Origin of the sequence: Sphingomonas sp. (assembly GCF_965248875.1) — a bacterium.
GTDB lineage: Bacteria > Pseudomonadota > Alphaproteobacteria > Sphingomonadales > Sphingomonadaceae > Sphingomonas.
Genome location: NZ_CBDFKR010000007.1, coordinates 221,632 through 245,626, shown reverse-complemented (window position 1 = coordinate 245,626; position 23,995 = coordinate 221,632). Strand labels below are relative to the sequence as shown.

The window sequence follows — 23,995 nt, the reverse complement described above, 5'->3', positions numbered from 1 at the left end:
CGTTCGATACTGCTCGCACTTATGTGATCACCTCTCCTACGCCGGCGCGCTAGGGTCCGGACTCAATCAGGCATCGACACAGCGTCATAGAAAGGCGCCGGCCCGGCCGTCTTCGAGGTAGCCGAACACCCGAAAGCCATCGGCCAACTCCTCGCCGGGCACATGCACCTTCTTCAGGGCTGAACGAACAAGCTCCCGGTGGATAAGACTATCGACATTGATGTCTACGTAGAGGATCAACTCGTACCCACCATCCCTGAAGTGGTAGAACCACTCTCGATCTGGTGACGAGCGGTAGCCGTTTGTGGAGTGCGTGCTCCAGGACGGGGGTGGTGTGATTGCGTACATCGCAAGCCGCAGCTCATCCCGCTTGGTGTTGTTCATCACCGGATTGAGCATGCCGGACCTCCAAGCCAGAACGAGATCATGGTAGCCAGCGCTACCGCAGACAGGAAGTTGCTTGCGAGCTTATCGTAGCGGGTGGCGACACGGCAGAAATCCTTCAAGCGACAGAAGGCGTTCTCGATGAGGTGGCGACCGTGGTAGCGCTGATGGTCATAGCGAATGGCCCGCTTGCGGTTGCGACGGCCTGAGATGACGGGATGGCTCCTGCGTTGCGAGCTGCGCGGCGCAGGTGATTGGCATCGTATCCCTTGTCGCCGAGCAGGTAACGCATGCGGCCGGCACGTTCGAGGAGCGCGGGTGCGGCCTTCATGTCGCTGACGTTTCCGGCGGTCAGCATCAGCGCATAGGGAAGGCCGATGACGTCGATGAGCGCATGGACCTTGGTCGTCCAACCACCGCGCGAGCGGCCGATCGCCTGCGTCGAGCATCCCCTTTTGCGCCAAACGCGGCACCCTGCGCCTTGACGTCGGTGTTGTCGACGGCAGTGCTCCTCGCCACCGCACCGACGTCCACCAGCGCATCCAGCAGCTTGAGCCAAAAGCCCCGGAGCGACCAGCGGTTGAAGCGGTTGTACACCGTCTTTAAGGGACCATAGTCGGTTGGGCAGTCGCACCAGCGGCAGCCAACTTTCAGCACGTGCAGAATATCGGAGATCACCCGCCGGTCATCGACCCGCCGCGCGCCGGGTTGGTTCCTGGGCAGGTGCGGCTCGATCGCCGCCCACGTCTCATCCGACAACCAGAATAGCGCCATCCCGTACCTCCCATGATCCTTGATCCTTGATCCTTGATCCTCATGAATCAAAAAAGGCGTGCCGGCTCAACCCGCTGATTGGGGTGAACCCTAATCAGTTGCATCCGGCCACCCGGTGCGGCGGGCTGCCAAATTGCCGACGAATGTTCTGGGCGCAGCGTCACGCAAACGGTGGCGGATGGCGCTGTCTGGCATGTCAATGTTAGTGGCACGTTTGCTCGCGATTCTGAGTATCCACCGAACGACGGTGATGACGTGACACCGTTGTCGACCCCGGCCCGCCGCTCGATTTCGTTGACTTCGGCCCAGGCGGCGGCTAGGTGTCCGTGCTTTCCTGCATCACTGCGTTTCAAGGACACGGCATGGCGCGCGTCACCGTCGAGGATTGCGTCGACAAGATTCCCAACCGCTTCGACCTGGTGCTGTTCGCCGCCCAGCGCGCGCGGCAGATCTCGGGCGGCGCCGAGCTGACGATCGACCGGGATCGCGACAAGAACCCGGTCGTCGCGCTCCGCGAGATTGCGGAGGAGACTGTCCGTCCCGACCACCTGTCCGAGTCAGTCATCAGCGGCCTGCAAAAGGTGCAGGTCGACGACGACGACGAGGTCGATGCGATCGGCTCGCTCCAGGCGTCCGCCGAAGCGCTCCGCCTGACCGCCGCCGCACCGCCGCGCAACCAGAATATGGGGGGGGATTACGAGTGACGCCGCAAGGTTAGCGTAAGCTAATCGAGCGGCCAGCGTCACGCCGGCCGGCGGCAGCGCCAGCTTGTTCTCGCGCTGACCGGCCGACGACGCGGCTTCGCCGCGGCGCCTCCGGCCTTTTTCCCCTGTCCTACACCCCCGCAACCATGCTTCGGCAAAGCCGCGTCGGCAACGGCGCGGCTCTTTCCCATCCCCAATCAACCCAGTACGCAACTCTGCGCACAAGCCTCTACTTGGCCTCTACTTCCACCCGCCGCGGCGAGCCGAGCCACCGCGTCCGGCCCTCTACTTAGCCTCTACTTCCGCGCCCCCGCCGTCGGCGTCCCCGTGTCGCTTGAATCCTTGCGCCACCACGAACCATTCGACGCTGCCCTTGCGCGACGCGGGCGGCTTGGCATGCTTCACCGTGGTGAAGCGCCGCTTCAGCTCCGCGACCAGCGTCGCGTCCGCGCCGCCCGCGAACACCTTGGCGACGAACGCCCCTCCCGGCCGCAGCACCGCATAGGCGAAGTCGGCCGCCGCCTCGACCAGCGCCATCGTCCTCAGCGCATCGGTCTGCGCGTGCCCGACCGTGTTCGCCGCCATGTCGCTCAGCACCAGGTCCGCGGGCCCGCCCAGCGCCGCGCGGATCGCGCCGAGCGCGGCGTCGGCCATGAAATCCATCTCCAGGATTGTCACGCCCTCGATCGGATCGACGGGCAGCAGGTCGATGCCGACGACGCTGCTGCCCAGCACCTGGCGGCGTACCACCTGGGTCCAGCCGCCAGGCGCGATGCCGAGGTCGACGACCCGCCTTGCGCCCTTCAGGACCGCGAACCGCTCGTCCAGCTCGATGAGCTTGTAGGCGGCACGGCTGCGGTAACCCTCCGCCTTGGCGCGGCGGACATAGGGGTCGTTGAGCTGGCGTTCCAGCCAGCGGGTCGACTGCGCGGTACGCTTGCGGGCGGTCTTGACGCGCTGATGCCCGACGGTCTTCGACGGCGGCTTCATACCCGGCGGTTCACGGGCGAGCGGCCCCCATCAGCCGCCGCAGAATGCCCTCGCGGATGCCGCGATCGGCGATGCCCAGCCGCGCGGCCGGCCACAGATCCATGATCGCCTCCAGGATCGCGCAGCCCGCCACCACCAGGTCGGCGCGCTCCGTCCCGATACAGGCGAGTTCGGCCCGCTCGGCAAGCGTCATCGCCGCCAGGTCGCCGCTGATCCGCCGCATCGCCGCCGCGGGTACGATCAGCCCGTCGACCACTGACCGGTCATAGCAGGCGAGGCCGAGATGCACCGACCCCAGCGTCGTCACCGTCCCCGACGTGCCGAGCAGCCGTTCACGGCGCATGCCGGCCGGCAGCCGTGCGGCGAACGGCGCGAAGCTGGCCGTCACCAGCGCGCGCATATGGTCATACGCGGCGATCCGCCCGGCGCGCCCTTCGCCCACCGTCGAATGTTCGGTCAGCGACACCACCCCCCACGGCGTCGAATGCCAGTCGAGCACCTGCGGCGCCTTGCCGTCCCGCGCTCCGCTCGTGTCGACCAGCACCAGCTCGGTCGAGCCGCCGCCGATGTCGAACACCAGCGCCGCGCCGTCGCCGGGCTCGATCAGGACGTGGCAGCCCAGCACCGCCAGCCGCGCCTCCTCCTCCGCCGAGATGATGTCGAGGTGGATGCCCGTCTCGGCATAGGCGCGGGCGATGAACTCGGCCCCGTTCTCCGCGCGCCGGCACGCTTCGGTCGCGACCGAGCGGGCGAGCGTGACGTTGCGGCGGCGCAGCTTGTCGGCGCAGATGCGCAAGGCCGCCAGCGTCCGGTCGATGGCCGCATCGCTCAGCCGGTTGGTCGCCGCCAGCCCCTCGCCCAGCCGGACGATCCGCGAAAAGGCGTCGATCACCGCAAAGCCGTTGGCATTGCCTCCGTCCGCATGCTGCGGCCGCGCGATCAGCAGGCGGCAATTGTTGGTGCCGAGGTCGAGCGCCGCGAACGCCTGCGCGTGCCCCCAACGGCCCCGGACGGGGCGGTTCGCCGCCGGACGGTCAGGAACCTCCTGCCGGTGCGGCCCGTGGACGGCAACGTCCCCCATGACCTGTCCAAACCTTGTTCTGTTCTTCCGTCACGGGCGGACCCGTCCGGTGCTTGACGCCATCGCTACTCCGCCGCGCCCGGCGGGGCAAGCCGCCCCCGCCAAGGCCGCGGCGCACGGGTTGACCGCATTGCCCGCCCGGCGTAATTGCGCCCGCCTGATTGCCCGATCCTCTAATGGTAAGAGAGCGGACTCTGACTCCGTCAATCAAGGTTCGAGTCCTTGTCGGGCATCCATCTTCTGACTGACTAGCGTGCCGCCGTCCGGCTGCGGTCGCGCACCGCCCTGAACTCGGCGGCCGGATACCAGTTCGGCCACAGCCCCGGCGTGTCGGCGAGCCGGCGGCCGAGCCGGTAGTAGACGTTCAGGTCCTCGACCGCGCCCGCCCAGTCCCACCGCGGGTCGTACTCGTCCTGAGGCTTGTGATAGCGGTGCGCGACATAATCCTCCGCCGCTGCGTGCCCCGCCGCTGCGCCGCCTGCGACCAGGTCTTCGCCCGACCCGCCGTCCAGCATCGGCACGCCGGCCTTGGCGAAGGAAAAATGGTCGGAACGGTAATAGCCGCCGCGCTCCGGGTTGGGCTCGGGGCTGACACGCCGCCCCTGTGCGCGGATGAAGGGCAGCGCCAGATCCTCGATCTCCGACTTGCCCGCGCCCGTCACCACGAAGTCGCGGGCGCGGCCGATGACGTTCAGCCCGTCCATGTTGACCCCGCCGACGGTGCGCCCGAGCGGGTAGAGCGGATGTTCGGCATAATAGCGCGAGCCGAGCAGCCCCGACTCCTCCGCCGTCACCGCCATGAACAGGAGCGACCGCTGCGCGGGTCCGGCGCGGCTGTGCGCCTCCGCCAGCGCGATCAGCGCCGCGACCCCGCTCGCATTGTCCAGCGCGCCGTTGCAGATGCCGTCGACCCCGTGCGGCCCTGGGACCGGCTGGCAGTGGCCGAGATGGTCCCAATGCGCGGTGTAGAGGACATAGTCGTCGGGCGTGGTCGTGCCGGGCAGCACACCGATCACGTTCTGCGACACCGACCGCCGGATCGTGTTGCCGAACCCGGTCGACAGCTGCACCCCGAGCGGGACGGCACGGAAGCCGCGCTGCGCCGCCGCGGCGCTGAGCCGGTCGAAGTCCTGACCGGCGCTGGCGAACAGCTCGCGCGCCTTGGCGAGCTGCATCCAGCCGATGACGCTGCTCTGGTCCAGATGCCCGCCCGGCTGATCCAACTCGTGCTGTGCACCGGTCCAGCTCGACTGCACCACGGCCCAGGGATAGGCGGCGGGCTCGGTGTCGTGGACGATGATCGCCGCCGCCGCGCCGTGGCGGGCGGCATTCTCGAACTTGTACGGCCAGCGCCCGTACCAGGTCATCGCCCGGCCCTCGAACGGGCCTTCGCGCGTCATGGTGCGCCAGTCGGGATCGTTGACCAAGATCACGACCGTCTTGCCGCGGACATCGATCCCGGCATAGTCGTCCCAGCCCTTTTCGGGCGCGGTGATCCCGTAGCCGACGAAGACGACGGGCGAGTTGCTGAGGCTGATCTGCGGCGTCACGCGATAGGTCGCAGCGACCATCTCGGCGCCGTAAGCCATCGTCACCGGTATGCGGCCGCCGGTTAAGGTGAACGGCTGCACGTCGCGGGCGGTGATCTCCACCATCGGCACCGCCTGCGTCCACGCGCCGTGATTGCCCGGCCGTAGCCCCGCGGCCTGCATCCGCCGCACGATGTAGCTGACCGTCCTGGCTTCCGCCGGCCCGGTCGGCGCGCGGCCCTCATAGGCGTCGGAGGAGAGCTCCCGGGTGACATCCTTCAGCGTGTCGACCGAAATCGCTGGGGAGGCGGCCGACTGGGCCAGCGCCGGGGCGACCAGAGCAAGGAGCAGGGCGGGCGCGATACGGATCATGCGAGCACTCCATACGGGGAACGCGGATGTGACGCAGCGGCGCGGCGGGCGCAAGCGACGGCGCAACGACCGGCTTGCGCGTCGATACCGGCCCGCTAGGATCGCGATCAAACAAAGAGGTTGTCGATGTTCTGATGCTTGCCGCGCTCGCGCTTGCCGCGGGTGACGTTCAGCCCGTCGCGCAGGCGTTCGGCGCCCGGGAGGCGGTCAGCCAGATCAGCCTGTCACCCGACGGCACCCATATCGCCGTCATCGCGCCGCACGGCCGCGGCGAAGTGCTGGAGATCGGCGACCTGACCGGCGGCGGGGCGCTGACCGCGGTGCTGTCGAGCTCGGGCGACCCCGATCACCTGCAGCGCTGCGACTGGACGACACCGACCCGGCTGGTCTGCGCCATCCTGCTCTCGGAAAATGCCGGCCTCAGCCAGCGGCTCGGCTATACCCGCCTGATTGCGCTCGACAGCAGCGGAGGCAATGTAAAGGTGCTCGCCGCCCAGGCCGAGGGCGCACTGGGCTTCGCGCAGCGCGGCGGGGCGATCATCGATCTCGCGGCCGACGATCATGGCGGCGTGCTCATCATGCGCGACTTCGTGCCCGAACAGAGCACGGGCACGCTGCTCGCCGCCGCCGGGCGCGGCCTGGGCTTGGAGCGCGTCGATACCCGCACGCTCGCGCGGTCGATCGTCGAACAGCCGCGCAGCGGCGCGGCCACGTACATCAGCGACGGTCATGGCACGGTGCGGCTGATGGCGGTGCGCGCGACGACCGGCACGGGGCTCGATCGCGACACGGTGAGCTGGTTCTATCGCAAGCCCGACGACCATGGCTGGCAGCCGCTGTCGCGGGTCGTCGGCGGCGCGGGGTTTCAGCCCTATGCTGTCGATCGCGACCGCAACGTCGCCTATGGCTTCGACCGCAAGGATGGACGGGCGGCGCTGTTCCGGGTGATGCTCGACGGCTCCATGACGCGCGAGCTGGTGCTCGAGCGGCCCGACGTCGATGTCGACGGCCTGGTCGAGGTTGGCCGCCAGGCGCGTGTCGTCGGCGCCAGCTTTGCGACCGACCGCCGCCAGACGCAGTTCTTCGATCCGGACCTCGCTCACCTCCAGGCGGCGCTGGGCCGGGCATTGCCCGACGCGCCGCTGGTGTCGTTTGTCGATGCGAGTGCCGATGAAAGCAAGCTGCTGCTGTTCATCGGCAGCGATCGGGATCCTGGCCGATATTATCTGTTCGACAAGGCGACGCATCATCTTGCCGAAGTGCTGCCGGTCCGCCCGGAGCTGGCGCATCAGACGCTGGCGCCGGTGCGGGCGATCACCTTCCCCGCCGCCGACGGAACGGCGATCCCCGCCTATCTGACGCTGCCGCCGGGGTCGGACGGGCGCAATCTGCCCGCGATTGTGCTGCCCCATGGCGGGCCCGGCGCACGCGACGAATGGGGCTTCGATTGGCTGTCGCAATTCTATGCGGCGCGCGGGTTCGCGGTGCTCCAGCCCAATTTCCGCGGCTCGACCGGCTATGGCGAGGGCTGGTTCCAGAAGAACGGCTTCCAGTCGTGGCAGGTCGCGATCGGCGACGTCAACGATGCGGGACGCTATCTTCAGCGCGCGGGCATCGCGGCGCCGGGCAGGCTCGCGATCATGGGTTGGTCCTATGGCGGCTACGCGGCGCTGCAGTCGGCGGTGCTCGACCCGGCGCTGTTCAAGGCGATCGTCGCAGTCGCGCCGGTCACCGATCTGGAGATGCTGCGCGGCGAATCGCGCGACTTCAGCGATCATGCACTGGTCGACACGTTCATCGGCAGCGGCGCGCATGTCCGCGCCGGCTCGCCCTTGCAGAACGCCCGCGCGATCACGGCGCCGGTGCTGTTGTTCCACGGCGATCGCGACGTGAATGTCGGCGTCGGCGAGTCGCGCGCGATGGCGGCCCGGCTGCGGGAGGCGGGGCGGAGCGTCGACTATGTCGAGTTTCGCGGGCTGGATCACTATCTGCTCGATCCCGCCGCGCGCGCCGAACTGCTGGCCCGGTCCGACACCTTCCTCCGCGCAAAGCTTGGACTATAGCCGCAGCGGCTTCGGGCATGATGCTCGGAGGCAGTGATCCGTCGACGGCAAGGGGCGACTTCATTGATCGATGTCCCACCGAACGCCTCCACGTCATCACGGGCGGTCCCGGATCGGGCAAGTCGACGCTGATCGCGGCGCTGGCGGCGGCGGGCGTGGCGGCCAGCGCGGAGGTCGGCCGCGCCATCATCCGCGAGCAGGTGGCGGCGGGCGGGACCGCGCTGCCCTGGGCTGACGAGCGCGCGTTCGCCGAGCTGATGCTGCCGCGCGAAGTTGCGGCGCACGCGGCCGCGCTGGCGAGCGGGACCCTCACCGTGCTCGACCGCGGCGTGCCCGACGTGATCGGCTTCCTGCGGGTATCCGGGCTGACGGTGCCGCCCGCGTTCGATGCCACGGCCGCGGCAACGCGATACAATCCGCGCGTGTTCCTGGCGCCGTTCTGGGCCGGCATCTACACGCACGACGCCGAGCGGCGGCAGGACTCCGCCGTGGCGCAGGCGACGGAGGCGGTGATGCGTCGGACCTATGCCGAGTACGGCTACACGCTGGTCGATCTGCCGCGGGTGGCGGTCGCCGACCGGGTTCGGTTCGTGATCGACCGGCTCTAAACCGCTGTCCTACACGCGTCGCTTGTGCTTCGATGCCGGCGGCAGGGCGATTCCCGCCCGCCCGCGGACAAGCATTGTAGCGGACAACACGGACAACATGGCCACCACGTGAGGACCCGATGATCCTGCCCCTGCTGCTGCTCCAGGCAGCCACGCCCGCCAGCGCCGATCCGGCGATCGCCGCGCGCGTCGATCGCGTGCTCGCGCGTCAGCCGGTGATCGACGGCCATAACGACCTGGCCTGGGAGCTGCGCGAGCATCAGGGCGGCGCGATCGAGGCCACCGATCTGCGCCGCGACACCGCCGCGCTGCCCTTTCCGCTGCAGACCGACCTCGCCCGGCTGCGCCGCGGCCATGTCGGCGCGCAATTCTGGTCGGTTTGGATTCCTGCCGACACTGCGGGGCCGCGCGCGGTCGAGATGACGCTGGAGCAGATCGACGTCGTGCGCCGCATGATCGCCGCCTATCCCGACAGCTTCGCGCTCGCGGCCAGCGCCGCCGACATCCGCCGGATCGCGGCAAGCGGACGCATCGCGTCGCTGATCGGGGTGGAGGGCGGGCATCAGATCGACGGGCGGCTGTCGATGCTGCGCCAGTACAAGGCGCTGGGCGTCGCTTACATGACGCTGACTCACACCCGCAGCCTCGACTGGGCCGACAGCTCGACCGATGCCGCACGTGCGGGCGGGCTGTCGCCGTTCGGGCGGCAGGTGGTGGCGGAGATGAACCGCATCGGCATGATCGTCGATGTCAGCCATGTCGCCGATGCGACGATGCGCGACGTGCTGGCCATGTCGGCGGCGCCGGTAATGGCATCGCATTCGTCGGCGCGCGCGCTGGCCGACGCGCCGCGCAACATTCCCGACGACCTGCTGGCGAGCATCGGTGCGCATGGCGGCGTGGTGATGGTCAATTTCTACCCCGCTTTCCTCTCGAGCGCGTGGCGCGCCTGGGACCGGACACGGACCGATGCGGCCAAGGCCGCTGGCGTACCGGCCGATGTCTATGGCGCGCGGGCGCCGGCGCCGCTGGTGGCTTGGGAGGCGACGCATCCGCAGCCGCCCGTGACGGTGGCGACCGTGGCGGACCATGTCGAGCATGTGGCGCGGGTGGCCGGGCATGATTCGGTCGGGCTCGGCAGTGATTTCGACGGCATCAACGGCACCAGCCCGGCGGGGATGACGGGCGTCGACGCCTATCCGCAGCTGTTCGCCGAGCTGGTGCGGCGCGGCTGGAGTGATGACGACCTGGCGAAGCTGGCCGGCGGCAACCTCCTGCGCGTCATGGCGCGGGTCGAGGCGGTGGCGGCCGGCCAGGCCGGACGGCCGCCGATCGACGCGATCGACGTCGGCGCGCGCTAGGCTTCAGAGCAGCCGAAGCGCGCCGAGGCCGATCCACAGCGCCGCGAGGACGAACATCGCGCCGATGATGCGGCGCGCAGGGACGAGCGGCAGCCGGCGCCACGCGGCTTCGCCCAGCACCGCCGCCGCCGCAATGGGCGCCAGCGCGCCCAGTGTGGCGCCGGCCGCGGCAAGTGCGGGCACCGGCGTCCGCGCCGCCAGCGTGAGGACGACGAACTGCACCCCGTCGCCTAACAGCAGCGTCAGCAGACCGGCGAACCCGGTCAACAGCGCCCCGGCCCGCCAGCCGGTCAGCCGCTCGGGCGTTCCCGCGGGCCAGAAGCTGCCCGCCCCCTGCAACAGCAACGCGCAGGCCAGCATCAGCTGTTTCGCTTCCGGCGTCAGCCGCGGCGCCAGCACCGCGCCCAATGCGGCGGCGACGCCGCTCGCCATCGCGAGCGCGGCGAACGCGCCGATGACGATCGGCAGCGCGCTGCGATAGCGGTCGGCAAGGATCGCGGCGAGCCAGGCGGGCCGGTCGCCGACCCCGGACAGCGCGGCCACGACCAGCGCGGCCATCAGCGCGTCCATCTAGGCGGCGAGTCGCACCGAACAGGCGGCCGCAAAGGCGGCGCAGGCGTTGACGTCCTGCCGCTCGGTCGCGACCGCGTCGCGCAGCATCTGCAGCCAGCCATGCACCAGCACCCGCTCACCGCGCGCCAGCGCCGCGTTGATGAAGTGCGCGACCGTCACCGCCGGATTGAACCCCGCATCGCGGGCGATGTGGCGGATCTCGTCCACCGCCAACGCCATCTCGCCGGTGCGCAGATATGGCGCACGAACGTCGATCGCCGCAATCCTGGCCGTCAGCTCCAGCCGTACCGAATCCAGGTCCGCGCGCATTGGCCTCTCCACCGCCGTCGGGGACACGCTGCACGGGAAAGGTTACGGCGCGGTTAAGGCTCGGCTGTCGCCGCGCGGTTGACTTGGGCGCGTGCCTGCGCCATGCGCCGCGGCTGTTCCGAGCGGCGGCGTGTGCCTGCCGCTCTTTTGCATTCAGCCGAGAATCGACATGGCCAAGCCGACCACCGTCAAGATCAAGCTCGTCAGCTCCGCCGACACCGGCTTCTTCTACGTCACCAAGAAGAATCCGCGGACCAAGACCGAGAAGCTGAGCTTCAACAAGTACGACCCGGTCGCGCGCAAGCACGTCGCGTTCAAGGAAGCGAAGATTAAATAGTCGGTGGATTAGCGAAGCTGATCCGCGTCGCGGCACCGACTACGACCGGCGTCTGCACAGCTGACGACCGACGACGCGGCTTTGCCGCGGCGGGCCCTTGAGAGCGCATCGCACTCAGCCCTCACCCTGGCGCGCGTCGCTCGCCTGTCCCTCTCCCGCAGGCGGGAGGGGGTTAGACCAGCCCCCGCACCGTCTCCATGAACCGCACCAGGCTGATCGGCTTGGACACATAGGCCGCTGCGCCCGCCGCGCGGATGCGCTCCTCGTCGTCGCGGCCGGCATAGGCGGTCACCGCCATCACCGGCACAACTGCCAGCGCCGCGTCCGCCTTCAGCGCGACGATCAGCTCATAACCCGTCACCCACGGCATCTGGATGTCCATCACGATCAGGTCGGGGGCAAAGGCCTGCGCGCGCGCCACCGCCTCACGCCCGTCGCGCACCGGCTCGACCGCGAAGTCGTGCACGCGCAGCAGGTCGCAGAACAGCTTCAGATTGAGTTCGTTGTCCTCGACAACGAGCACCTTCTTTGCCACGCGCTTGTCGCACTCCCTTTGCTTCCGAACGCTAGGCCGAAACACTTGATCCGCCAACCTGATGTGCATGACGATGCCGCGACGCTGGCGCTGCGGGCGCTGGTCTGGACATTGTCCGAGCCCGATCGTGCGCAACGGCTGCTGGCGGTGACCGGCATCGAGCCCGACGGTCTGCGCGCGCGTGTCGACGATCCTGCGGTGATGGGCGCGGCGCTTCAGTTTCTGCTCGCGAGCGAGCGCGACCTCGTCGCCTGCGCCGACTCGCTCGACATCGCGCCGACGGCGCTGGCGCGGGCCGCGGCGGAACTCGAAATATGAGACCGCTCCTCATCACCGACTGCGACGAAGTGCTGCTCCACATGGTGAAGCACTTCCGCGACTGGCTGGACGAGCATCGCGACATCGACTTCAATATCGGCGCGGGCGATTTTCAGAAGTCGATCCGCAAACGCGATGGCAGCGGTCCGCTGGCGGCTGAGGAGATGTGGGGGCTGATCCGCGATTTCTTTCCAGGTGAGATGGCGCGCCAGACTCTGGTGCCGCACGCCGCCGAGGCGCTCGCCGCGCTGGGCGAGACGGCGGACATCGTGGTGCTCACCAACCTCGCCGACGAATGCCGCGAGCCGCGAATGGCGCAGCTCGCCGCGCACGGTATCCGCCACCGCGTCGTTTGCAACCAAGGCGGCAAGGGCGCACCGGTCGCCGCACTGGTGGCGGAGTTCGGCGACCCGGTGACGGTGTTCGTCGACGACCTGGCCATCCACCACACGTCGGTCGCGAAGCACGCCCCCGCGGTCCACCGCTTGCATATGGTGTCTGAACCGGAACTGGCGGGTGCCATCCCGCCCGCGGCCGACGCACATGCCCGGATCGACGACTGGCGCGAGGCGCAGGGATGGATCGCCGCGCGCTTCGCCGCCGGAGCCCCCGCCGACCGTGAGAGGGAAACTGCATGACCACGCATATCGACGCCAAGGTTCTCCGGCGCCTGGAAGAACTCGGCATAACCCTGCCGCAGGCGGCCGCGCCGGTCGCGGCCTATGTCCCGGCAGTGCTCGTGGGCGGGTTGCTCCACGTCTCGGGCCAGCTGCCGTTCCGCGAGGGGCAAGTGGTGACGGGGCGGCTGGGCGACGACGTCGATCTGGCAGCAGGCCAGGCGGCGGCGCGGCTATGCGGGCTGATGCTGCTCGCACAGGTGCAGGCGGCGGTGGGCCTCGACCGCGTCGAGCGCGTGGTGAAGCTGGGCGTCTTCATCAACTCGGCTGCCGACTTCACCCGCCAGCCGGAGGTCGCCAATGGCGCATCCGAGCTGATGCAGGACGTTTTCGGCGAGGCGGGCCGCCATGCGCGCGCCGCCGTCGGCGTGCCCGCGCTGCCGCGCGGCGCCGCGGTGGAGGTGGATGCGGTGTTCGCGGTGCGGAGCTGACACGAGCGACACAAGGATTCCGTTTGCCCTGAGCTTGTCGAAGGGCAGCCCGCGCCCGACATGGCGGGCGTGGTTGGACGCGCTCGGCACGAACGGATGAAGGTGGTTGTGACTTGAGCCAGGTCACTGCGCGCCTTGCCCAAGGCGTCTCCTCGGTCTCCGCCGCGCAGTGGGATGCCTGTGCCGGGACGGGCAATCCGTTCGTCGGCCATGCCTTTCTCGCCGCGCTGGAGGCGTCGGGCAGCGTCGGCGGGCGAACGGGATGGCAGCCGGTGCCGGTAGTGGTTGACGGCGACGGCGATGCGCCCGCGGCGATCGCGCCGGCTTACCTGAAGACGCATAGCCAGGGCGAATATGTCTTCGACCATGGCTGGGCCGACGCCTGGACCCGGGCGGGGGGCAGCTATTACCCAAAGCTGCAGATCGCTGCGCCCTTCTCGCCGGTGCCCGGGCCGCGGCTGCTGCTTCGCGATCCGGCAGCGGCACCGACGCTGATCGCCGCGCTGGAGGCGGTGACCGAGCAGCACGGCCTGTCATCCGCGCACGCCACCTTCATCGCCCCCGAGCAGGTGCCGCTGTTCGAGGCGGCGGGGTGGCTGATCCGCGAGGGTACGCAGTTCCATTGGCGCAACGACGGCTATGCAAGCTTCGACGACTTCCTCGCCCGGCTCGCCAGCCGCAAGCGCAAGGCGATCCGCAAGGAGCGTACAGCGGCGGTCGAGGGTCTGACGATCCGCCACCTCGTCGGTGACGAAATCGGGCCGCGCGAATGGGCGGCGTTCTGGCGTTTCTACCAGGATACCGGCAGCCGCAAATGGGGGCAGCCGTATCTCACGCGCGCTTTCTTTCCGTTGCTGGGCGAAGCGCTCGGCGAGCGTGTGCTGCTGATCCTGGCGGAGCGTGACGGGCACCCGATCGCGGGCGCGCTCAACCTGATCGGCGACGATACGCTGTACGGCCGCTATTGGGGGTGCACGGAAGAGGTGCCGTTCCTCCATTTCGAGCTATGCTATTACCAGGCGATCGACGCCGCGATCGCGCGCAGGTTGGGCACGGTCGAGGCGGGCGCACAGGGCGAGCATAAGCTGGCGCGCGGCTATCTGCCGACTCCCACCTGGTCGGCGCATTATTTGCCTGATCCGGGTTTCCGCCGTGCCGTCGCCGAGTTTCTGGTGCGCGAGCGCGAGGCGGTGCGCCACGAACAGGTGTTTCTGGGCGAGCTGACCCCGTTCAGGCGGGGGGATGGGGCGGCTTGCTGAGCGGTGTCGTGAATTGGGGCGGCATCGGCGGTTCGACCGGTTCGGGCTGGCGGCGGTCGTCGACGCGGAACAGGATGTTCGCGCCGTCGCGCCAGATCGGGGTCAGCCCGGCGACCAGCTGCGGATCATAGCGCGGCGGATCCAGCATCCAGACATAATCAAAGGCATCGCGCGGGAAGCGGGCCAGTGCGCGATCGACCGGCCGCCACCATTCGCCGCGGCACTTCACCTGTGTCACGATCTGCGACGGGTCATGTGCAAAGCCCTTTGCCGCAAGATAGCGGGTGGTCAGCTGCTGCGCGCCCGCCATCGACCATTGGTCATTCGAAAAAGCGAGCTTGCGCTCGAGCAGCAGCGCCGGAACGTGCTCGAGCCGCGTATAGGCCCAGTCGTCAAGACAGCGCCGCCCGACGAACGACACCACCCGCGCACCAGGTGGAATGTGGTCGAGTGCAGTCAGCGCGCGATCGTAACTGCGGTCGTAGAGCCAGTAGCTCGCGGTCGTCCCCGCAAGCCGCACCGCGAAGAATGCCAGCCCCAACGCCGCATACAACGCGGCGCTGCGCAACGAGAGTCCCGGCCGCGGCCGGATCGCGATCAGCGCGATCGCGAAAACGAACGGCGCCAGCCGCATGTCGGCATAGGCCGAGCCGAACACGATACGTGGCAGCAGCACGAACACCGTCGCCAGGAACGCCGCCGACAGCGCCAGGTGGCGCGAATACTCGACCCGCCGGTCCGCAAGCCCCACCACTAGGATCGCGAACAGCACCAGCACCGACAGCAGGTCGAACGTCTGCCACCGGTCGCGCAGCACCATCTCGACCCAGGCCAGTTTCGCATCCCAGTTGAACCAGTCGCCGGTCTGTCCCGTGACATGGTCGCCCGACCGCCACAGCACCATGAACACGAGCGGCAGGGCGAGCGGCAGGCAGCCGAGCCCGGCGCGCACCCAGCTTTCCAGCCAATGGCCGTTATGCCCTTCCTTGAGCCGGTCGTGCTGCCGGATCATCTCCGCCGAAAAGGCAAGCACGCCGAGCACGCCCCAGCCGAAGGTATGGCAGACCCACAGCGCACAGGACAGCGGCACGAACAGGATTGCGCGCAGCTCCAGCCGCCCGAGCCGCGCCAGCCGCAGCCACAGCGCGAACAGGTTGAGCGCGATCGCCATCGACAGGGCGTAGTTCACGAAGCCGAACTGAAAGGGGTAGCTGTACGCCAGCGGCAGCGCGAACAGCGCGGTGGCGGGGATGCGGCCGTGGACCTCACGCGCGATCCACAGCAGCCCGGCGACGGTCAGCACCGGAATGGCGATGACGATCAGCTTCACCGCCAGTTCCAGCCCGAACACCGGCGCAAGCGGCAGGATCAGCAGATCGATGCCGAGATTGCCGATCAGCGACCAGCGGAAGTCATACCATTGCGCCAGCTCCGGATGCGACGCCATCGCCAGCTCGACGCGATAGCGCCCCATATGCCCGGGCAGATCGACCAATGGAGGGATATCGGGCCACAGCAGCGGAATACAGGCGGCGAGCGCCAGCGCGGCCACGAAGACCCGCGTCTGCCACCAGTGCACCGGCTCCCCCTGCATGGACTACGGCTGTACCGGACCGGCGGCGCCTCCGACAAGGCGGCGCTAGATGAAATCCGCGTCAGGTGCGGGCGGAGCGCGCTTGGCCCAGGCGAGCGCGAGCGGCACGGCGCCCGCGACGACCGCCGCACCCCAAAGCAAGGGCATGACGGCGTATCCCGCTGTCTCCATCAGTCCCTTGGCCGCCGCCTGTCCCTCGCATCTCAGCTACAATCGGGCCTTACCGATTCCGGCGACCTAGCAGCCGAAGGCGCAGTGCGTTGAGCTTGATGAACCCTTCGGCGTCGCGCTGGTCGTAGGCGCCCTGATCGTCTTCGAAGGTGACCACCTTTTCGGAATATAGGCTGTTTGGCGATTTCCGCCCGGTCACGATGACACCGCCCTTGTAGAGTTTCAGCCGGACGGTGCCGGTGACCTTGGCCTGGCTGTGGTCGATCGCCGCCTGCAGCATCTCGCGCTCGGGCGAGAACCAGAAGCCGTTGTAGATCAGCTCGGCATAGCGCGGCGCCAGCTCGTCCTTGAGGTGCGCGGCGCCGCGGTCGAGCGTCAATTGCTCGATCCCGCGATGGGCGAGGTGATAGATCGTCCCACCCGGGGTCTCGTACATGCCGCGGCTCTTCATGCCGACAAAGCGGTTCTCGACCAGGTCGAGCCGGCCGATGCCGTGCTTGCGGCCGAGATCGTTGAGCGCGCTCAGCAGCGTTGCCGGCGACATGCCTTCGCCGTTGAGCGCCACCCCGTCGCCGCGCTCGAAGTCGATAGTGATGACCTCGGGCTGGTCGGGCGCGTCCTCCGGGTTGACGGTGCGTGAATAGACATAGTCGGGCACCTCCTGCCACGGGTCCTCCAACACGCGGCCTTCGGACGAGGTGTGGAGCATGTTGGCGTCGGTGGAGAAGGGCGCTTCGCCGCGCTTGTCGCGCGGGATCGGGATCTGGTGCGCCTCGGCATATTCGATCAGCCGGGTGCGGCTGGTCAGGTCCCATTCGCGCCACGGTGCAATGACCTTGATGTCGGGGTTGAGTGCGTAATAGCCGAGCTCGAAGCGGACTTGGTCGTTGCCCTTGCCGGTGGCGCCGTGGCTGACCGCGTCGGCACCGACCTGACGCGCGATCTCGATCTGGCGCTTGGCGATCAGCGGCCGCGCGATCGAGGTCCCGAGCAGGTACAGTCCCTCGTACAGCGCGTTCGCGCGCATCATCGGGAAGACGTAATCGCGGACGAACTCCTCGCGCAGGTCATCGATGAAGATGTGCTCGGGTTTGACGCCGGCCAGCTCCGCCTTGCCGCGTACCGGCTCCAGCTCCTCGCCCTGGCCCAAGTCGGCGGTGAAAGTGACGACCTCACACCGTTTCTCGGTCTGCAGCCACCGCAGGATGACGCTGGTGTCGAGGCCGCCCGAATAGGCGAGGACGACGCGGGTAGGATGGTCGGTCATGGCGCGCGCGCTTACGGCGTCGGGACGGTTTCGCGCAACCCGCGCTCCGCCGCGCCCAAATAGTCGCGCGTGATCGGGAGCGTGTGCCGGTCCTTCGCGAGCTGAATTTGATAATTGCACATCCCGCCATGCTCGAACGCGCACACCGCGCCGGCAAGGTAGAAGGTCCACATCCGGAAGAAGCGAGCGTCGTAAAGCGCCTCGATCTCGGCTCGGTGCGCGACGGTGCGGGCGTACCACTCGCGCAAGGTCATCGCGTAGTGGAGGCGCAGCACCTCGATGTCGGTCGGCACCAGCCGCAGCCCTTCATAGCCGCGTACGATCTCCGACAGCGCCGGGTTGTAGCCGCCGGGGAAGATATACTTCGCCGTGAACGCGTCGGTGACGCCGGGCGCCCCCATCCGGCCGATGGTGTGAAGGAGCATCACGCCGTCGTCGGTCAGCAGGTCCCGGCAGCGGCGGAAAAAGGCGCGGTAATGCGCCGGACCGACATGCTCGAACATGCCCACCGAGACGATGCGGTCAAACCGGCCCTCCACGTGGCGATAGTCGATCAACTCGAAGCGGACCTGGTCGGCGACGCCCGCGTCGGCGGCGCGGCGGCGGGCGACCTTGAGCTGTTCCTCCGACAGGGTGACGCCCAGCACCTCCGCGCCCAGCTTCGCGTTGAGGTAGAGCGCCATCCCGCCCCAGCCGCAGCCGATGTCGAGCACGCGCATGCCCGGCTCGATCGCCAGCTTGGCGGCGATATGCGCCAGCTTGTCCTGCTGCGCCTGCTCCAGGCTGTTCGCGGGATCGGTGAAGTAGGCACAGCTGTACTGGCGGTCGCGGTCGAGGAAGAGATCGTACAGGCGGTCATTGAGGTCATAGTGATGCGCGACGTTGCGCTTCGACGCGCGCGCCATGTTGAAACGGTCGACCCGATATTTGACTGCGCCAAACGCGCGCGCAGGCAGCGAAGGCGCGAGCCTGGCCTGGCCCGACTCCCATTGATCGTTGGCCGTGACCAGCGTCAGCAGGTCGAGAATGTCGCCCTGCTCGATCACGAGCCGCCCGTCCATGAACGCCTCCCCCGCGCCCAGCCCCGGATCGCGAACGATGCCGCGCCCGACACCACCGTCGCGAAAGCGCATCGTCACCGGCTTCAGCACCGGGTCGGGCGCACCCAAGGCGACGCGGCGGCCATCGGGATGAATAAGGGTGAGTTCGCCGCGGCGGACGACGCGGCCGAGGAAATAATCGATCAGGGCCATGCGGTCGTATCGGCTTCCATGCGGCACAGGTTACAGGCGTTTGGGCAGGTCAGCCATAAGCGCGGGCGAAGAAGATGGCAGTCGTCGCGCCGGTGACGAACAACGTCCAGCCGCGCACTGCGGGCGCGGGAAGCCGCCTGCCCAGGCGCGCGCCTACCCAGCCGCCGATCACCGCCCCGGCGAGCATCGGCAGGCATGCCGCCCAGCGCACCAGCCCAAAGGCGACGAAGATGATCGCCGCTGCGGCGTTGGCCACTGCAAGCATCGTCACGCGCGGCGCGAACAGCGCCCGCGGGCTGACGCCTGCGAGCAACCCGTAGACGGCGGTGGTCATCAACCCGACGCCTCCCCCGAAATAGCCGCCATAGATGCCGAGCAGCGCCTGCGCCACGACCAGTGTCCGCCGCCCGATGCCGACCCGCGCGTGCAGCGCCGCGGCGGCGCGCTTCCCGAACGCGATCACGACGAACGCAAACAGCAGCAGCCACGGGATGATGAGGTCGAAGGCATGGGTCGGCGTCGCGACGAGCAACACGCTGCCGACCAGTCCCGCGGCGAAGGTGACGCCCGCGAGCAGCCGCCAGTCCACCCCGCCGACCGGTCCCAGCTCATCACGCACAGCCCAGGCGCTGGTCGCCGCGCCCGGCATCAGCGCGACGTTGGAGGTCGCGTTGGCGACATTCGCAGGCAATCCCAGCGCGATCAGCGCGGGCAGCGTCGCAAAGGTCCCGCCGCCCGCCAGCGCGTTCATCGCGCCGCCGATCATACCGGCGGCAAAGGGAAGAGGAAGTGGCGACATCATCGCTGCGTTAGCCGAGCCGACCGGCAAATAGCTAGCCGGTGCCAGCGGGAACGCGGGGCGCAACAGCTCGTTCGATACGGCGGTGAAACGACTGCTCCTCCTTGGTGCGGTCGGGCGGTTGCGATGCGCTTTCGGGCAGCGACGTTCTGATGCGCGAGACCGGGCGGCGGATTTGCGTCGAGGTGCATGGCGTCAAGCCGGAAGGCGAGCCCTCCCACGTCGCGGCGGCCGCTGCGGGGCGGCGCGGCGGCCTGAGCGCTCATCGTCGGCCGGTCTCCAGATATTCCCAAACCTTCGAGATCACAACCGACCCTTCGCCCACCGACGACGCCACCCGCTTGACCGAGCCCGCCCGCACGTCCCCGACCGCGAAGATACCCGGCTGCGAGGTGGCGTAGGGCGAGGCCGCGCCCGCGTCGACGCCGGTCACGACGAACCCCTTGTCGTCGAGCGTCACCAGTCGCGCCAGCCAATCCGTGTTGGGCGCCGCCCCAACCATGACGAACAGGGCGCGCGTGTCGACGCGGCGGGCCGCTCCGGTCGCGGCGTCGCGGATCGTTACCGCCTCCAGGTGATCGCCGCCGTGCAGCGCCGTCACCGCCGCGCCATAGTCGATGGTGATCGCCGGGTCGGCCTCCAGCCGGCTCGACAGATAGCTCGACATCGACGCCGCCAGCGACGCGCCGCGCACCAGCAGGCGGACGCGCGCGGCCGACCGGCTGAGGAACATCGCCGCCTGCCCAGCCGAATTGCCGCCGCCAATGATCACGGCTTCGGTGCCCTTGCAATAGCGCGCCTCGATCTCCGTGGCCGCATAGTAAACGCCGGCGCCCTCGAATGCGGCGAGGCGATCGATCGGCAGGCGGCGGTACTGGACGCCGGTGGCGACCACCACCGCCCGCGCGCGCACCTGCTTGCCGTCGTCGAAGGTTGCGCAGAAGCTGGCGTCGTTCAGCCGGTCGAGCGCCGCGACCCGGTGCGGCATCGCGAAGCGGGTGCCGAACTTCATCGCCTGCACCTCGCCGCGCCAGACCAGGTCGGCGCCGGAAATGCCGGTCGGGAAGCCCATATAATTCTCGATGCGGCTCGACGTTCCCGCCTGGCCGCCGATCGCGACATCCTCACACACCAGCGCGCAGAGGCCTTCAGCGCCCGCATACACGCCCGCCGCGACCCCCGCCGGGCCGCCGCCGACGATCAGCACGTCGAAGACCTTGTCGTCGGCGATCTCGCGGCTCAGCCCCAGCAGCCGCGCGACCGTAGCAGGCGTCGGGTCGGAGATCACCGTGTCACGCCCGAAAATGACCGCCGGCTGCGGCGCGCTGATTGCACAGCTGGTCAGCGTCGTCGCCGCCTCCGGGCTGCCGAGCGGCAGCGATAGATAGGGGATGCGGTTGCGGCTGGCGAACGCGGCGATGCCACGAATGTCGCGATCGACCTCCTCGCCGATCAGCACCAGCGAGCTGTCATGCTCGTCCAGCTGACGCCGCCGCCGCGCCGAGAACACGGTGATGACGATGTCCGACATTTCCGGAACCTGCGCCATCAGCGTCAGCATCGCTTCTCGCGCCACCTCGACCACGCGGGTATCGCTGACCGCCCGCATCGGCATCGACCAGGCGCCGCCGTTCAGAAACGCGATCTCGCCCATGAACTGTGTCGGCCCGAGCGTCGACGGCAGGTGGCGCTCGTCGGTGTACGGGTTGACCACCTCGATCTCCCCGCTCTCGACATAGGTGAAACGATCGGCCGGGGCGCCGGGGCGGACCAGGAACGCGCCCGCCGGATAGTCGACGACTGCACCCGCCGCGCGGATCGCATCGACATGCGCTGGTGCGAGCGGCACGCGCTGCATCTCGCGAAGATTGCCGCCGATCGTTTCCATCATCCTGCCTCTCTGGCGCGAGTCGCGCGCGCCGTCGGCTCCTAGCCCAGCGCGCGCACCGCGGCGATCACCGCCGACGGCTCGGCACGAAGGCGGAAGTCGGGATCGGCAAAGGCGAACCGCACCACGGCGTCCGGGTCGATGACGAAGGTCGCGGACCGGCAGGATCCCGCTGGACGAGCCGTACAGCGCGGTCAGATCGAGCCCGACCTCGCGATACCGCTGCAGGATATGCTCGCCTGGCCGGAAGGCGAGCCCGGTCGCGAGCGCGACCCCGCCATCAACGTCGCACAACAGCTCGGCATCGGCGCCGAGATCGGGCAGCCGCGCCATCAGCGCCGCGCGCCCGCCGACCCCGGGCGTTACCGGGACGAACCGTCCGCCCGCCGCCGCGAGCTGGGGCAGCACCGCGTCCAGGCTGCGATAATGCCCTCCCACCCGGCGAGGAAGTCCATGCTCATCATCTAATTCGCCAAATGTACCCGGCGGCCCTTGCGCGGCGGATGGTTGCGGATGCACGCTCCGCCGGAACGCCATGACGGGCCGGGGATGACATGCGCAGAGCCTTGCTGATCGCCGTTCTGCTTGCCGGTGCCGCGGTCGCGCAGACGCTGCAGGCGCCCTCGGCCGGGAGAATGAGCGCGACCGAGGTCGGGATCGAGCCGATGATGCGGCTGTCGACGGCGGATTATCGCGCGCTCAGCCACGACAACGACGCCTATGCCGTCGCCGCCGCGCAGATCGCACGGCGCCGAGCGCAACGGGCTCCGATCCGCGACCTGAGCGCAATGCTGGGCGCCGATCACGCCCGCGCGCTTGCCGCGCGCGGTCCCGCCGGGGCCCCCGCTGCGCCCGCCCTGCGCATGCCCTTTGCACGGGCATTGCAGGCGCTGGACGCAGTTCCCGCCGACCGGTTCGACGCGCTCTACCTCCGGCAGACGCTCGAGGCGCACCGTCACGCCTGGGCGCTGCACGCGGGCTATGCCGCGGACGGCGCCGATCCGGCGCTACGGACCCGAGCGGGCGCCGATCTGGCGCTGGAGGAAGCGCATCTGCACCGGCTGCCGATGCGGCCGAAGCCGTACTGACCTCGCTGAATGGAGCACCCCATGCACGACGATCCTGCGGTCGCCGACACTATCCCCGAGCCGCCCCTCGAGGTCCCGGCGACGCCGCCGGGCGCGCGCGCCGTGCATGGCGGCGAGCTGGTCTATCGCCACCGCGTGGCGACGCGGCTGTGGCACTGGACCAACGCCGTGACCATCATCGTCATGCTGATGAGCGGGATGATGATATCCAACGCCCATCCGCACCTTTATTGGGGGGAGTATGGCGCCAATCTCGACCAGCCTTGGTGGAGCCCCCCGCATTTCCCCGGCTGGGCGACGATCCCGTCCGGCTACAATCTGTCGCTCGCGCGGCACTGGCACCTGTTCTTCGCCTGGATCTTCGCCTTCGGGCTGCTCGGCCACCTCGTCGTCAGCCTGATCAACAGGCACCTCCAGCGCGACCTGACGCTGTCCCGCCATGAGCTGGCGCCCGCGCATCTGTGGCAGGACATCAAGGACCACGCCCGGCTCAAATTTCCTACCGGGCAGGAGTCGCTCAGCTACAATGTCCTGCAGAAGATCACCTATATCGGCGTCGTGTTCGTGCTGATCCCGCTGCTGATCGTGACCGGGCTCAGCTTGTCGCCGGGGTTCAATGCGGTGCTGCATTGGCCGCTCGACCTGGTCGGCGGGCGGTCGTCGGCGCGGTCGATCCACTTCATCTGCGCCGGCCTGATCGCCGGGTTCATCCTGCTGCACCTGACGCTGGTGGTGCTGGCGGGGCCCTATAACGAGATCCGCTCGATGATCACGGGCAGCTACCGGGTTCCGCCCGATCCGGACGAGAAGTTGCCGGCGGCGGAGCCCCTGTTGGTGGAGGAACCGGCATGAGCGTCCATGTGTCCCGCCGCGCGCTGGTCGGTGGTATGGCGACAGGCGCCGGGCTGATGCTGTCGGGCTGCGACAGGATCGGCGACGATCCGCATTTCCGCAGCCTGCTCAAGACCGGCGAGCACGGCAACTACGCTTTGCAGCGCCTGCTACAGGACCGTACGGCGCTCGCCGAGGAGTTCGCGCCCAGCCAGCGGTCGCCGATCTTCCGCGCCAACGGCACGCGGATGCCGAGCGGCGACGTCTATGCGCAGCACGTCGCGACCGATTTCGCCAACTGGCAGGTGGTGGTCGACGGCGCGGTCGCGCGGCCGCAGGCGTTCAGCCTCGCCGAGATCAAGGCGATGCCCGCGCGCACCCAGATCACCCGCCACGACTGCGTCGAAGGCTGGAGCGCGATCGCCAAATGGCATGGCGTCCCGGTCAAGCTGCTGCTCGACCGCGCCGGCGTCAGCCCGCAGGCGCGCTTCCTGGTCTTCCACTGCGCCGACCCGCAATCGAACGGGACGATGTATTATGAGAGCTTTGACCTGATCGACGGTTACCACCCGCAGACGATCCTTGCCTGGGCGATCAACGATGCCCTGCTGCCGGTCCCCAACGGCGCGCCGCTCCGCCTGCGGGTCGAGCGCCAGCTCGGCTACAAACAGGCGAAATACGTCCAGCGTATACAGGCCGTGACCACGCTTGCCGGTATCTACGGCGGCGGCGGCGGCTATTGGGAGGATGCGGCGGGATATGAATGGTATGCGGGGCTGTAGCGGCTGATTGGCATGGG

25 protein-coding genes, 1 tRNA gene and 1 pseudogene are annotated in these 23,995 nt (G+C 68.8%); 14 read left to right on the top strand and 13 right to left on the bottom strand.

Going from position 1 to position 23,995, the window contains the following annotated elements:
• Positions 1 to 84: 84 nt before the first annotated feature.
• Entirely contained in the window at positions 85 to 399 is a 315-nt protein-coding gene (locus ACP2AD_RS05995; protein WP_425229167.1) for a DUF6678 family protein, read from the bottom strand.
• Positions 384 to 1,158, bottom strand: a pseudogene (locus ACP2AD_RS05990) (IS5 family transposase). The gene ACP2AD_RS05995 and the pseudogene ACP2AD_RS05990 overlap by 16 nt, the downstream one beginning before the upstream one ends.
• A gap of 362 nt (positions 1,159 to 1,520) precedes the next feature.
• Here ACP2AD_RS05990 and rpoZ point away from each other — a divergent pair.
• On the top strand, positions 1,521 to 1,862 hold the full coding sequence (gene rpoZ, locus ACP2AD_RS05985; protein ID WP_425229166.1) for a DNA-directed RNA polymerase subunit omega: 342 nt from the start codon (positions 1,521 to 1,523) through the stop codon (positions 1,860 to 1,862).
• Between the two features lie 285 nt (positions 1,863 to 2,147).
• Here the strand turns inward: rpoZ and ACP2AD_RS05980 are convergent, their stop codons facing one another.
• Both ACP2AD_RS05980 and ACP2AD_RS05975 read right to left on the bottom strand, forming a co-directional pair.
• The gene (locus tag ACP2AD_RS05980) at positions 2,148 to 2,852 is read right to left on the bottom strand and encodes an RlmE family RNA methyltransferase (protein WP_425229165.1); all 705 of its coding nucleotides are present in this window, start codon (positions 2,850 to 2,852) and stop codon (positions 2,148 to 2,150) included.
• A 10-nt stretch (positions 2,853 to 2,862) separates the two neighbouring features.
• Complete coding sequence (locus tag ACP2AD_RS05975) at positions 2,863 to 3,933, bottom strand: Ppx/GppA phosphatase family protein (protein WP_425229164.1); 1,071 nt, start codon at positions 3,931 to 3,933, stop codon at positions 2,863 to 2,865.
• A gap of 162 nt (positions 3,934 to 4,095) precedes the next feature.
• Here ACP2AD_RS05975 and ACP2AD_RS05970 point away from each other — a divergent pair.
• Positions 4,096 to 4,169, top strand: a tRNA-Gln gene (locus ACP2AD_RS05970).
• Positions 4,170 to 4,181: 12 nt separating this feature from the next.
• On the opposite strand, the gene ACP2AD_RS05965 is transcribed toward ACP2AD_RS05970, so the two are convergent.
• Positions 4,182 to 5,834: a M28 family peptidase gene (locus tag ACP2AD_RS05965; RefSeq protein ID WP_425229163.1), complete on the bottom strand. Its 1,653-nt coding sequence runs from the start codon at positions 5,832 to 5,834 to the stop codon at positions 4,182 to 4,184.
• A 134-nt stretch (positions 5,835 to 5,968) separates the two neighbouring features.
• Here ACP2AD_RS05965 and ACP2AD_RS05960 point away from each other — a divergent pair, with 134 nt between their 5' ends.
• The 3 genes from ACP2AD_RS05960 (at position 5,969) to ACP2AD_RS05950 (ending at position 9,866) form a co-directional block, all read left to right on the top strand.
• Positions 5,969 to 7,897 (top strand): alpha/beta hydrolase family protein, encoded by a 1,929-nt coding sequence (locus ACP2AD_RS05960; RefSeq protein ID WP_425229162.1) that lies wholly within the window; start codon positions 5,969 to 5,971, stop codon positions 7,895 to 7,897.
• 20 nt (positions 7,898 to 7,917) lie between these two features.
• Positions 7,918 to 8,505 (top strand): AAA family ATPase, encoded by a 588-nt coding sequence (locus ACP2AD_RS05955; RefSeq protein WP_425229161.1) that lies wholly within the window; start codon positions 7,918 to 7,920, stop codon positions 8,503 to 8,505.
• 119 nt (positions 8,506 to 8,624) lie between these two features.
• Positions 8,625 to 9,866, top strand: a complete 1,242-nt coding sequence (locus ACP2AD_RS05950) for a dipeptidase (RefSeq protein WP_425229160.1) — start codon at positions 8,625 to 8,627, stop codon at positions 9,864 to 9,866.
• 3 nt (positions 9,867 to 9,869) lie between these two features.
• Here the strand turns inward: ACP2AD_RS05950 and ACP2AD_RS05945 are convergent, their stop codons facing one another.
• A complete protein-coding gene (locus ACP2AD_RS05945; RefSeq protein ID WP_425229159.1) occupies positions 9,870 to 10,424 on the bottom strand; it encodes a TMEM165/GDT1 family protein in 555 nt (184 codons plus the stop codon).
• A gap of 12 nt (positions 10,425 to 10,436) precedes the next feature.
• Positions 10,437 to 10,748 carry a hypothetical protein gene (locus tag ACP2AD_RS05940; RefSeq protein WP_425229158.1) on the bottom strand — a complete coding sequence of 104 codons (312 nt, stop codon included), beginning with the start codon at positions 10,746 to 10,748 and terminating at the stop codon, positions 10,437 to 10,439.
• A 169-nt stretch (positions 10,749 to 10,917) separates the two neighbouring features.
• Between ACP2AD_RS05940 and rpmG the strand changes: the two genes are divergently transcribed.
• Positions 10,918 to 11,085, top strand: coding sequence for a 50S ribosomal protein L33 (rpmG, locus tag ACP2AD_RS05935; RefSeq protein WP_425229157.1), 168 nt, complete (start codon positions 10,918 to 10,920; stop codon positions 11,083 to 11,085).
• Positions 11,086 to 11,257: 172 nt separating this feature from the next.
• On the opposite strand, the gene ACP2AD_RS05930 is transcribed toward rpmG, so the two are convergent.
• Entirely contained in the window at positions 11,258 to 11,620 is a 363-nt protein-coding gene (locus tag ACP2AD_RS05930; protein WP_425229156.1) for a response regulator, read from the bottom strand.
• 45 nt (positions 11,621 to 11,665) lie between these two features.
• On the opposite strand from ACP2AD_RS05930, the gene ACP2AD_RS05925 reads away from it, so the two are divergent.
• From ACP2AD_RS05925 to ACP2AD_RS05910, 4 genes are all read left to right on the top strand, one after another.
• Complete coding sequence (locus ACP2AD_RS05925) at positions 11,666 to 11,938, top strand: DUF3572 family protein (protein ID WP_425229155.1); 273 nt, start codon at positions 11,666 to 11,668, stop codon at positions 11,936 to 11,938.
• Positions 11,935 to 12,576 carry an HAD family hydrolase gene (locus tag ACP2AD_RS05920; RefSeq protein WP_425229154.1) on the top strand — a complete coding sequence of 214 codons (642 nt, stop codon included), beginning with the start codon at positions 11,935 to 11,937 and terminating at the stop codon, positions 12,574 to 12,576. Before ACP2AD_RS05925 ends, ACP2AD_RS05920 begins: the two co-directional genes overlap by 4 nt.
• Positions 12,573 to 13,046, top strand: a complete 474-nt coding sequence (locus tag ACP2AD_RS05915; protein ID WP_425229153.1) for a RidA family protein — start codon at positions 12,573 to 12,575, stop codon at positions 13,044 to 13,046. The genes ACP2AD_RS05920 and ACP2AD_RS05915 overlap by 4 nt, the downstream gene beginning before the upstream one ends.
• Before the next feature lie 113 nt (positions 13,047 to 13,159).
• The gene (locus ACP2AD_RS05910; protein WP_425229152.1) at positions 13,160 to 14,305 is read left to right on the top strand and encodes a GNAT family N-acetyltransferase; all 1,146 of its coding nucleotides are present in this window, start codon (positions 13,160 to 13,162) and stop codon (positions 14,303 to 14,305) included.
• On the opposite strand, the gene ACP2AD_RS05905 is transcribed toward ACP2AD_RS05910, so the two are convergent.
• The 5 genes from ACP2AD_RS05905 to ACP2AD_RS05885 form a co-directional block, all read right to left on the bottom strand.
• The gene (locus ACP2AD_RS05905) at positions 14,277 to 15,899 is read right to left on the bottom strand and encodes a hypothetical protein (RefSeq protein WP_425229151.1); all 1,623 of its coding nucleotides are present in this window, start codon (positions 15,897 to 15,899) and stop codon (positions 14,277 to 14,279) included. The genes ACP2AD_RS05910 and ACP2AD_RS05905 overlap by 29 nt on opposite strands.
• 220 nt (positions 15,900 to 16,119) lie before the next feature.
• On the bottom strand, positions 16,120 to 17,337 hold the full coding sequence (locus ACP2AD_RS05900) for an argininosuccinate synthase (protein ID WP_425229150.1): 1,218 nt from the start codon (positions 17,335 to 17,337) through the stop codon (positions 16,120 to 16,122).
• Positions 17,338 to 17,348: 11 nt separating this feature from the next.
• Positions 17,349 to 18,590 carry a class I SAM-dependent methyltransferase gene (locus tag ACP2AD_RS05895; protein WP_425229149.1) on the bottom strand — a complete coding sequence of 414 codons (1,242 nt, stop codon included), beginning with the start codon at positions 18,588 to 18,590 and terminating at the stop codon, positions 17,349 to 17,351.
• Between the two features lie 49 nt (positions 18,591 to 18,639).
• On the bottom strand, positions 18,640 to 19,389 hold the full coding sequence (locus ACP2AD_RS05890) for a sulfite exporter TauE/SafE family protein (RefSeq protein ID WP_425229148.1): 750 nt from the start codon (positions 19,387 to 19,389) through the stop codon (positions 18,640 to 18,642).
• A gap of 262 nt (positions 19,390 to 19,651) precedes the next feature.
• The gene (locus ACP2AD_RS05885; RefSeq protein ID WP_425229147.1) at positions 19,652 to 21,277 is read right to left on the bottom strand and encodes an FAD-dependent oxidoreductase; all 1,626 of its coding nucleotides are present in this window, start codon (positions 21,275 to 21,277) and stop codon (positions 19,652 to 19,654) included.
• 141 nt (positions 21,278 to 21,418) lie between these two features.
• Here ACP2AD_RS05885 and ACP2AD_RS05880 point away from each other — a divergent pair, with 141 nt between their 5' ends.
• The 4 genes from ACP2AD_RS05880 to ACP2AD_RS05865 all read left to right on the top strand — a co-directional run bounded on the left by ACP2AD_RS05880 (position 21,419) and on the right by ACP2AD_RS05865 (position 23,978).
• On the top strand, positions 21,419 to 21,745 hold the full coding sequence (locus ACP2AD_RS05880; RefSeq protein ID WP_425229146.1) for a hypothetical protein: 327 nt from the start codon (positions 21,419 to 21,421) through the stop codon (positions 21,743 to 21,745).
• Between the two features lie 98 nt (positions 21,746 to 21,843).
• On the top strand, positions 21,844 to 22,365 hold the full coding sequence (locus ACP2AD_RS05875) for a DUF4142 domain-containing protein (RefSeq protein ID WP_425229145.1): 522 nt from the start codon (positions 21,844 to 21,846) through the stop codon (positions 22,363 to 22,365).
• Positions 22,366 to 22,386: 21 nt separating this feature from the next.
• Positions 22,387 to 23,217 (top strand): cytochrome b/b6 domain-containing protein, encoded by an 831-nt coding sequence (locus tag ACP2AD_RS05870; protein ID WP_425229144.1) that lies wholly within the window; start codon positions 22,387 to 22,389, stop codon positions 23,215 to 23,217.
• Positions 23,214 to 23,978 carry a molybdopterin-dependent oxidoreductase gene (locus tag ACP2AD_RS05865; RefSeq protein ID WP_425229143.1) on the top strand — a complete coding sequence of 255 codons (765 nt, stop codon included), beginning with the start codon at positions 23,214 to 23,216 and terminating at the stop codon, positions 23,976 to 23,978. Before ACP2AD_RS05870 ends, ACP2AD_RS05865 begins: the two co-directional genes overlap by 4 nt.
• Positions 23,979 to 23,995 lie beyond the last annotated feature (17 nt).